General features: G+C 55.7%; 10 protein-coding genes. 3 read left to right on the top strand and 7 right to left on the bottom strand.

Features of this window, described 5'->3' with window-relative positions; genetic code table 11:
• The 3 genes from GR328_RS19215 to GR328_RS19205 form a co-directional block, all read left to right on the top strand.
• The coding region (locus tag GR328_RS19215) for a 4Fe-4S dicluster domain-containing protein (protein WP_160885552.1) at nt 1–129 on the top strand (129 nt) is incomplete at its 5' end.
• Between the two features lie 113 nt (nt 130–242).
• A complete protein-coding gene (locus GR328_RS19210) occupies nt 243–1088 on the top strand; it encodes an MBL fold metallo-hydrolase (protein ID WP_160886657.1) in 846 nt (281 codons plus the stop codon).
• 6 nt (nt 1089–1094) lie between these two features.
• A complete protein-coding gene (locus GR328_RS19205) occupies nt 1095–1355 on the top strand; it encodes a hypothetical protein (protein ID WP_160886655.1) in 261 nt (86 codons plus the stop codon).
• A 588-nt stretch (nt 1356–1943) separates the two neighbouring features.
• On the opposite strand, the gene GR328_RS19200 is transcribed toward GR328_RS19205, so the two are convergent.
• The 7 genes from GR328_RS19200 to GR328_RS19175 all read right to left on the bottom strand — a co-directional run bounded on the left by GR328_RS19200 (nt 1944) and on the right by GR328_RS19175 (nt 9102).
• Nucleotides 1944–3881: a DUF3732 domain-containing protein gene (locus GR328_RS19200; protein WP_160886653.1), complete on the bottom strand. Its 1938-nt coding sequence runs from the start codon at nt 3879–3881 to the stop codon at nt 1944–1946.
• A complete protein-coding gene (locus GR328_RS19195; RefSeq protein WP_160886651.1) occupies nt 3882–4373 on the bottom strand; it encodes a three component ABC system middle component in 492 nt (163 codons plus the stop codon).
• On the bottom strand, nt 4370–5587 hold the full coding sequence (locus tag GR328_RS19190; protein ID WP_160886649.1) for an ABC-three component system protein: 1218 nt from the start codon (nt 5585–5587) through the stop codon (nt 4370–4372). The genes GR328_RS19195 and GR328_RS19190 overlap by 4 nt, the downstream gene beginning before the upstream one ends.
• A 1049-nt stretch (nt 5588–6636) precedes the next feature.
• Entirely contained in the window at nt 6637–6849 is a 213-nt protein-coding gene (locus GR328_RS27555; RefSeq protein WP_246215973.1) for a sunset domain-containing protein, read from the bottom strand.
• 13 nt (nt 6850–6862) lie between these two features.
• On the bottom strand, nt 6863–7336 hold the full coding sequence (locus tag GR328_RS19185) for a thermonuclease family protein (RefSeq protein ID WP_246215972.1): 474 nt from the start codon (nt 7334–7336) through the stop codon (nt 6863–6865).
• A gap of 86 nt (nt 7337–7422) precedes the next feature.
• Entirely contained in the window at nt 7423–8004 is a 582-nt protein-coding gene (locus tag GR328_RS19180; protein ID WP_246215971.1) for a class I SAM-dependent methyltransferase, read from the bottom strand.
• 75 nt (nt 8005–8079) lie between these two features.
• Nucleotides 8080–9102, bottom strand: coding sequence for an HNH endonuclease domain-containing protein (locus tag GR328_RS19175; protein ID WP_160886647.1), 1023 nt, complete (start codon nt 9100–9102; stop codon nt 8080–8082).
• Between the last annotated feature and the right edge of the window lie 266 nt (nt 9103–9368).

Below are 9368 nucleotides of genomic sequence, written 5' to 3'. Positions count from 1 at the left end.
GGCGTGCGCTTCCAGATCAACGCCCAGAACTGCGTCCACTGCAAGACCTGCGACATCAAGGACCCCAACCAGAACATCACCTGGATCACCCCCGAGGGCGGCGGCGGACCCAACTACGTCAATATGTGAACATCAACGGGGCAGGCTATGAACATTCGGCAGAACGGCCAACAGATCCTCATCTCAGGGACTGGCGCCGGCGATGACGGCGTTACGACTAGCTCTGGTCGAGTGTGAGCCAGATGGCGTTTCTCACTGAACCAGATCCTGAACGCGGAGTAGCGCTGCCGGTCGTGCCGGGCATCTCTCGGATTGTCGCTAACAATCCCAGCCTGATGACCTATCACGGCACCAACACCTACCTCATTGAGGCGGACGATGGCTTCGTCGTGCTCGACCCTGGCCCGGATGATGACGGTCACCTCAAGGATGTCCTGACAGCGACCCGGGGGCAGGTTTCTGCGATCCTGCTCAGTCATACCCATTCCGATCATCTCGGTGCGACCGCCGCCCTCAAAGCCCGCACTGGCGCCGCCACGTACGCTTTCCATCTCAGCGCCGATCCCGCCTTCTTGCCCGATATTCTGCTGCGGGATGGCGACACGGTGGCTGGCATGACCGCACTCCACACGCCGGGCCATGCCAGCGATCACCTCTGCTTCGCTCGTCCCGACGGCATCGTCTTCAGCGCCGATCATGTCATGTCCTGGTCGAGCAGTATTGTCTCCCCGCCAGGCGGCGACATGGCCGCTTACGTCGCCAGCCTGCGTCTAATGCTCAGCCGGGACGACCGCCTGTATTTGCCGGGTCATGGTCCGCCGCTGCCGAATCCTAAACCCTATGTTGAGGACCTGCTCGATCATCGCCTGAGGCGCGAAGAGGCCATTCTCCGAACGCTTCGCGATGGCCCTTGCACGACGTGGGATCTGGTCGATCGGCTCTACTCGAAGACGCACCCCTGGCTGCGGCGGGCAGCCGAACGAAACGTGGTCGCGCACCTGCTCAAGTTACAGACGGAGGGGCTCGTGTCGCCGGATGGAGAGCGCTGCCGAACGAGAGAAAGGCTCTCCTGCTCGTGTGAAGACTGAAGAACGATGACGAACAACCGGATCGAGAGAGATCCAGAGCAGGAGACGAGCACCGTCACCATGCTCGAGCACCATGGGTACCAGATCCGGCTGCGGCGCACGCAGGTCGACTGGATCGGCTTCATCACTCGTCGTGGACAGCGTCCTCCCGTGATCCTTGCTTCTGTCCAGAAGGCCTTGATTGCAAAGGCTCAGGCGTGGATTGAGGAACGAAGCCGTCTTCCGGCGCTGCCGTGTCGGCAGTTTCCTCTGGAAGGCTGTGCCTGAATTGTCGCGCCTGGGGCCGGGCTTTTTCTTATCTCAGCGATTTGGGCCGTTGACGCGTCTTCGCAAATCGCTGGTCATCAAGCGCCTCAACATTAGTCGTTGGGCCGACTGACGTGCGCTATGCAACGTGGCACAACTAAGGAGATTGTGCTCTCAAGGTGGCGAGCCGTTCTAGCGCGTTCATGTGATGTGCCCGGCCACCCTTAGTCCCGCAGAACTGCACAATTCAGGTTCCTTAGCGAAGTCTCCAGCCCGTATGCCGCATTTCGAGTGCGGTGCATTCAACCACTCTGCCACCTCTCCGGGTCGCGAACGTGGTCAATCGGGCGCTCCAAATCGCGTGACAATTCAGCCGCTTAGTAGCCTTTTAAGCGACCTTCGGCGCGTCTGCAAGAGGTTACAGTTTGACCTGATAAGACAGCAAGGAGAGCGTCGCCAGCTATCTTGCTGTGGCGCCTGTGTGGCAGGGGGATGGGTCCAAGATCAGGATATTTTTGTAACCGTCCCTGAAATGGCTCTAGTCCGTGGGAGGATTTTTCAATCCCCCCTTAGCCTACCCGCATTCCAGAAACGACGTTTTCAGCGAGATCACTTTGTTGGCCAATCGGTGGGGATCAGCTTCTCACCAGAGGCCCTAGTCCATCGCATCTTGGTTGCGTCGACGAATTTTGGGTCGTCGGCGAAGTATGCATGCTCCAAGAGAATGACTTGCAGGTCCTGTTGTCGCTCCACTTCTGAAAATATGAAGTCGATGTGGCGTTTGAGAGCTGCTGTGTCCTCGTCAATAGCCAGCTCCCTAACGTCCTGCTCTTCGGAGGCCGGGAAGTAGGGGCGGCTGACCTGATCCAACACTAGCAGTCCAGGAATCGGGGCATCTATTTTGCTGAAGTGTCTGTGGAGGCCGAAGCTCAAGGCAATATGGATAGCCAAATAGTTCTGGTCCGAACCGACTTCTGGGATTCGTAGGATGCTGCGTCTCGGGTTGTTCTCAACAATCCGAATATCTGCGCGTTTTGCGGAAAATTGCAGATCTGCACCTATGCACGGGTCAACGACTGGAAGCTCGTGGAATATCTCCGATGCGAACCGGGAAACCTCAGACTCTGCCCACTGCAGTCGCACCTCAACAGCTTCCTTATTAACTATAGCCTCCAACCTGTCGATCTCCCTGCGCAAAGGCTCAAGGTTCTTTGCGCCAGTAGATTGCTCCTCGGCAGTCTCCAGAAAGTAGGAAATTCGACCGAGGACCCGTGAAACTAAGTCGGATACGCTCTCGATTTTTCGAGCATCTTCAATGCGATCCAAGAGAGACTTGATCGCGATATCAACTCGGCGCAGACGCTCCTGAAGGGCCGCGATCTCCGTCTCAACTTCGTCTACATACCGCTGGAGGCGTGGTCTATGTCGCTCCGCGACAGTATTCTCCTTCCGAAGGCGCTCCAGCGATGCCTGGAGCATGCGAGCTACTTGTTGCCCCTTCTCAGTGTGTTGCTCACAAACCGGGCAAACCGTAGCTACGTTCTCTAAATGCAGATGCTCAGCAAGGCTTACCTTGTGAAGTTGGCTCTTAACTGCTGCAGAGTAACCAACGGCGGTTTCGGAGGTTTCTCGTGCGACTTGGCGTTGCCGTTTCCTTGTGCCGATCTCATTAAGGACTTGGCGACGTTCCTCATACAGCTCTATCAAATCAGTATCATCGGGTCGCTGTGTTGAGGAAAGCGGAGCTTCCAGTAGGCTGGCTAACCTCTGAAGTAGAGCGGCCTCTGACATCTCGGGGGTAGGCTCCTCCGCTATACCGAGTTGCGCCGCTTCCGCGAGAAGACCATAGGCCCGTTGTGCCACCTGCGTTTGTGCCGAGATCCGCGCCTTCTCCCGAGCGGTCTGGACTTCCAATGCTTTTCGAAGCTGTCGCAAGCGCCGCTCAGCATTAAGAGTTTCCTCGTTGGTGACTCCAAGAAAATAAGGCATCGCTGCGACGATGCTGTCCGCCTTATCCTTATCGTCTAACCCATGGAGAAGAACGGTCTCACTATCGATGACCTCTTTCGTCAGGAAGATGTAAGGAGTCATATGTCTGACTGACACGTGATCGCCTGTATCCTGGCCAACAGTGCCTTCCGACTGAATATCACCAAGTCCGAACAGGCGTTCGATAGTGTTGCGAGCGGCTTCTATCGCAGTTGGTCCAGCAAACTCTCTCACAGTGTCTGGTATCGGAGTCCTGTGGCCATAGCTTACGAACATCCGGTTAGTTGATTTTTGTTCGCCGGGAGGCACTAACCGGCCAACAACTAACTCTGTTCCTGAACTGACCCATTTAACTCCTACCGCTGCGCAGCGGCGCTTGATGTAGCTTGGGAGTTCGCATTTGGACGACCCAAGGCAATAATCAATTGTTTTTATAATGGCCGACTTACCAGTGCCCGAAGCGCCAGTAATGATGTTCACCGCACCCTTTTCGAGTTTGATGTCGCGCCTGCGGCCATCATGGCTCAAATAGAAAATGGTTTCGATATTCCAGCGCATCTAAATAGAGATCCCAAGTGCATTGAAGATGGTTTGTGAGGAGCGAACCTCACTGAGCCAGTAGCCGAGCCGTTCAGCTCGCTTGATAGCGCCTACAGCTAAATTGTCAGATGACGCTGGAAGCGCCTTCTTCATCCCAGCCTTTTGGAATTTAACGCGGCCGTCCGGCTCCAAGCTGAGCAGACCAAGTAGGACGCCGAAGCGAACCGCGTCAGTCGTGATCTCAAGAGATGCATTGATCCGTTCTGCGAGACCAGAAAGGACCTTGGGAGACCGCTCAATCCACATCAAGAATCCGGTATTCTTATTCGTTCCATTGAATGTGTCCGCGAGTTCCAGAGACAGGCAGATTGGGGGGATCAGATACAGGATGGCGAGTTCTGCACCCTCCTTCTGCTTTTCCTGGAAGCGTTGGCAGAACATGGCGAGAGTCAATGCACAGAATGCCGGGTTAGTCTCTGCGAATAAGTCGAGTGTTTTTGCGGAGGTCATTCGTCGGACAGATGTTGGTCGTATTTCGGGTGCCACCCAATCCTGAGATTGACTGACAAGACTTGATAGCTGCCTCTAACGTAATAAGGAGACTGCCAGCCTTCAGCGAATGGCTGGATTTCCAACGGTGCTTTGGTATGGCTCCAAGAGAGCAGCTCTCGACCTTTCTTTCTGTTTTCGTTCTCGTCGCAGCTGTCAGCAGCTTCTCGAAGCAGCGAGTGTAGGTCATCCCAATGCTCGCGGAGGATCAGATCATAGCGATGGATTTTAGATGCCAAGCCAGGTCGCTCATTTATCCACTTTGACCGCTGCTCTCGTGCTCGCCATTCTTCGCGAATAGCGCGTCTTATTTCTGACGCGGTTCCGTCGACGAGCTCGATCTGTCGGACAAGCATGTTGTCCGGCTCGTAATCAATAGGTGGATCGACCGACTCAAAATCGGGAAGTAGGCGATCCTGCTGTATGTCAGCTATAATTCGAGTTAGCTCAGCTTGAAGCTCAGTGCGGCTCAGGAACCTCGAACGTACCCCAGTAAGAGAGAGAACTACCTCTCTATCCCACCATTGCGTTAAACGCTTCGCGGCTTCAGCTCGGAACTCTGGTTGGATCAGTCGCAGTTTGCTTGCGACTTCAGCTTCGATATTTTGGATCTGAGGTGAGTTTGGTCTTGCTGTGATACGGTCGATCAGTTCCCGCTGCAAAGTCGAAGAGAGTGCAGCAAACGCCTTGCAGCCTGGATATTTTTTCTTATGCGGCTTCTTCTGCGGGTCGCTTTCAGCCTCATATTCGGCCACCACCCTTGCAGCTTCATCTTCAAGAGCAGCTCGGAGCCCCGCTCTGCTGTCCCCGTCTGGTGGCGTTAGTAGAGCATTGAGTGGGCTGTCATCCGCTATCGTAGCGATAGTTGCGATAATCAGGTTTGTATTGACGAGGTCAATCTCGCTAAGGCTATCAATCCATACCTTGATTGTTCTCCAGATCTGCTCGCTTTTTACAGATATTGTGGAGGCGGCATCGATGGAATGTTTTAGCTGGATAAGGGACTTAATCAAGCCAGCCTGTAGGTCGACGTCGTCCCCAACCTCAATGCCAATTATTGCATCATCCTGCTCCTCATCGAGCAAGATCATCAGAGCAAAAAGGGCCTGGTAATAGTAGCCCAGTGCAGGTCCAACGGCTGAGTGGTCCCGCTTCGAGTTATTTCCATCAGACATTCAGATCTTGCGAGCGACTGCTCATGCCCCCTTTTTGTTCCCGCAATGCTAAATTGGGAAAGCTCAATCCTCAACCCTCCAAGGGCGTATCTTCTGGGTATATCCTGACGTGACGTAACACGGCGATGCTCGGAAGCGTAACATTAGATTTCGGATTGGTATGTTGTGACGACAATGTACTCAGGTCTTTGATCCTGAGGTTACACAAGGATCACGTCGATAAGCTCGCGCCTCTGGGCTGGTCCCTTTCGACGGGCCTCAAAGCTCTAATAGGTTTGGATCAGGGGGGAAGACCCTTACCAGGTCCAGGTCGCGTTCACGGAGTTGCCGAGGGACAGCATCCCTGCGCTACCCGAACTTCCTTGCGTTGCGCGACGATAGGATCCGCGTGAGGTTGTTGTGGATCGCTCGGCTCTCTAGTCAGGTTCAGATTATCCGGCTGTCGTTGGATTGTCCGATCCAGCGCATGGAGGGCGGTCACATGGCACGCCAAGAAAACTTTCTGCAACTGCGATGGAGAGGGTAATCTTAACCAGTCGTTAATCATATGGCGGCGAGCATGCTGTGGCTGATCCGCTGAAGAATTCCCGGATCAGCGCTCTCCCAACGAAACGGACAGGGCGCGGATGTACCGCCTCGCTCCGCTTCCGGGTGGCAGTGCCACCTTGGGTAACTGTCTCGTAACCATAGCCACAACTCAATCTGACCTCTTTCAGGCTGCCAGCGTTAGTCGTTTGCCCGAACGAGAGAGGACGACCCATGACCATTCTCGATCCTATCACCGGACACCTCGTCAAAATTGAGCTCCCGATCCGGCCACGCCCCTGATGTTTCCGAGGGGAGGGGATCATGAAGCGATCCACAGTGCGACGAGCGAAACGCTGGACTCTTGAGGAATTGATGCGCCTCGTCGACAAAGACGTGGACCAAAACCCCTCGGAGAGTCGGCCCTCAAAAGGGCAGGGCCGTCTGGTCATTCAGCTGGACAAGTCATCGAGACCTGATCGCGTTTGAGGTGACGAGAGGAGATCTGCACCGCGAGCGTTCAGTCATCCCCGCGGTGCTCTCCACCCGGCCGCGATCGCCTCGCTTTCGGAACAGAACCAGCGCCCCCCAGCGGCCTCGTTCAGAACCGTGCGATGATAGTGCCGGCTGCCCGGGACATGATAGATCCGCTCGCCTTTGGCGCTGATGTTGCCCTTGATCTTGCAGTCCGCCGCACCGGCTGTCGGCTTGGAAGAAGCTGGGGACGCCGAGCCCATCGATGGGCTCTCCTCACGGATGCCCTTGCGCCAGTCCCAGGGCGGTGTAAAGGTGCCAGCCCAGATGCCCCCGCCTTGCATTCTTGGCTGCGGTCTCTTGAGGCACATAATCGGCCCCATACTGGCGATAGGCGAGGGCATATCCCTCCTGAACCAACCAGGCGTTCAGGTCCTCACCCTTGGCTGAGCACACGGCAACAATCCGCTGATAGCGGTCAATGTCCTTCTGCACGCATGAGACATTGGATGTTCCGATCTTGTCCGAGAGAGCAAGGGCGGCTCGCTGGCCACAGCGGTAGGCCTTCCCGTCCAAGCTCTGACAGGTCTGGGCACTCTCGGGGGCATCCACCCCGTGAAACCGGACCCGTGTTCCCCTAATCTCAAGAGTGTCGCCATCGATCACGCTCGCACGACCGACGACCGTCTCAGCCAGGACCGGAGTGGTACACAGTAGGAAAGTGGCAAGAGCAACGGAGGTCTGGATCATGAGCGTTCTGGATCGAGCAAGTGATAGGGAATAGACCGGTACATAAGAATGCGCCGGCATGATAGCCCTGCGAGGGCATGAAAGCTCTATTCAATCCGAACAGCGACTGTGTTTACCCAACGATCAGCTCGTCCAGGGCGCACATCGTCAGTCACCCAGAGATCCGCTACAGACAGGCCCGCGTCCTCCAAGCGCTTTTGCATCTCCTGTTCGATCAGGTCGGTGAAGGTGCGTTCTCCTACGACTCTGTCGTCAGTCCCGTGCTTTACCGATAGGTACCAGGCGCCACCACGTCTCAGCGCTCGAGTAAATCGCGCGAATGTCGAGCCAAGCTCATCTCGCGGTACGTGCAGCAGCGTGGCACATGCCCAGATGCCATTAAACTCCTCCGTCCATGCCATATCGGCGAAGGTCATATGGCGCACATCTAGCCCGGTATAAGCGGCTGCGCGTTTGACCATCTCGGCGGAGGCATCGAACGCTGTAACTTGATAGCCGGCCTTGGCGAAGGCGCGGGCATCTCGTCCCGAGCCGCATCCCGCATCAAGAATATGCCCACCTGGCGGCACATGCGCCAGAAAGCGCTCGCGCAGAGAATTGACGTTCGCACCCACCGTATCGTTGAAGTACGCATCGGCATTGGCATTGTAATAGCTGATCGACATCATCAGGTCTCTAGTTGGCCCCGGCGAGAGCTTCCCCTATACGTCAATCTACCTTGCTATGCGCCTGGGAGAACTGACTCATCTCCGGGAGCCGTTGTTTAGCACAGTGATCAGCCGGGTGTAAAAGGGGTCACTCTCTGGGTTGTAGAAAGCCGAGCCACCCCAGTAGTTGTCGCGGAGAATGAGCTTTACCTGGTCGTAATGCTTCATCAGAGCGCGGCTGCGGGCCTGGGGAGTGCCGCCGAGCGACGATGCAATGCGTGCTTTCCACGGGTGGTTGCTGCCCATGATATTTTCGTTCCGCGCGATGAGCTTGTGCATGAAGTGCTCACCAACGACCCGGTCCGACTTGAGGCCGTTGCACAAACTATGAGCGAGAACGAGATTCCAGACCTCATCATGGTGTACGACTTGGCGCGGCAACACATGGTCAACGTGGATATCATCCGGCGCCATGGGCTCACCACAGTAGAAGCAGGTATTACCCTGGTAGCCTTGTAAGAAGGGAATGTTCGAGGTCAGGCCCTTCCGCTTATGGCCGTTCGCGAGATACGTGAGTCTCAGATCATTGGCGAGCTCATAGTGCTCGTGACGCTCGTGGCTCATCGTAAACGCGCCTTCAAGGAGCGCCCAGCGTGCGTTGAGCTCCTCCTCCAGCTCACTACGGCCGGACACCGCAACGGCATGCAGCTCGTCTGTCAGTTCAAGCGTGCGCCCGAAATTGGTCCGGTAGAACTTGTCCTGAAAGCTCGTGTCGTTTCCGAGATTGTGGAAGCGGTTGATGACGTCTTCAAAGGCCGTCCGCCCAACCTCGTTCACCGCTTGATCGAGTGACAGCTTGTCGACCTGACGCTCAGCAATGATACGCTCCATCTTTGTGCGCCGGCTCGGGTTCGACTGTTGTGGCATTGCCTCGCTCGATGCGAGGCGCTGTAGGTATTGGTGGAGGAACTCGTGAGAGAGCACGTCCCACGGGACAGAGGTGTATCCCTGGTCAGAGAGGCTGAGCAGGGTCTTGCCGAGCGCGATCTTGTAAGTGGCTTGATTTAGGCCGTAGAGGATCAGCGCCTTCCAGTGATCTTGATCAGTAAATTCCGACATGACGGTTCACAACCCTGTTCTGTCTCGTTCTTACAGCAACGCACCACCTCGGAATTGAAAGATCAATAAGACCAAACAAGGTGGATAAGAACATTAAGTCCGTTCTATCTCGTGGTTCGAATACAGCTTCGTACTAACAAGTACACGACTGCTTTCGGTAGAAACAAGCCGCTCCCAGCTCTTCTCAACGTTCCGGTTCCCCGAGATTGTACTGAACCGTGATTGCGCGATTGTCTGAAATAGTCGCTGTTTGCACATGCCGCACT

The sequence above is a fragment of the Microvirga makkahensis genome (genome assembly GCF_009830105.1).
Classification (GTDB): Bacteria; Pseudomonadota; Alphaproteobacteria; order Rhizobiales; family Beijerinckiaceae; genus Microvirga; species Microvirga makkahensis.
Note: the sequence above shows the minus strand (reverse complement) of the source record. Positions and strands in the feature narration are given on the sequence as shown.

Excerpts from the sequence above, each read along its gene's own strand:
- GR328_RS19185 (WP_246215972.1), bottom strand. The coding sequence starts at position 7,336 with ATGATCCAGACCTCCGTTGCTCTTGCCACTTTCCTACTGTGTACCACT.
- GR328_RS19190 (WP_160886649.1), bottom strand. The coding sequence starts at position 5,587 with ATGTCTGATGGAAATAACTCGAAGCGGGACCACTCAGCCGTTGGACCT.
- GR328_RS27555 (WP_246215973.1), bottom strand. The coding sequence starts at position 6,849 with ATGGGCTCGGCGTCCCCAGCTTCTTCCAAGCCGACAGCCGGTGCGGCG.
- GR328_RS19180 (WP_246215971.1), bottom strand. The coding sequence starts at position 8,004 with ATGATGTCGATCAGCTATTACAATGCCAATGCCGATGCGTACTTCAAC.
- GR328_RS19200 (WP_160886653.1), bottom strand. The coding sequence starts at position 3,881 with ATGCGCTGGAATATCGAAACCATTTTCTATTTGAGCCATGATGGCCGC.
- GR328_RS19205 (WP_160886655.1), top strand. The coding sequence starts at position 1,095 with ATGACGAACAACCGGATCGAGAGAGATCCAGAGCAGGAGACGAGCACC.
- GR328_RS19195 (WP_160886651.1), bottom strand. The coding sequence starts at position 4,373 with ATGACCTCCGCAAAAACACTCGACTTATTCGCAGAGACTAACCCGGCA.
- GR328_RS19175 (WP_160886647.1), bottom strand. The coding sequence starts at position 9,102 with ATGTCGGAATTTACTGATCAAGATCACTGGAAGGCGCTGATCCTCTAC.
- GR328_RS19210 (WP_160886657.1), top strand. The coding sequence starts at position 243 with ATGGCGTTTCTCACTGAACCAGATCCTGAACGCGGAGTAGCGCTGCCG.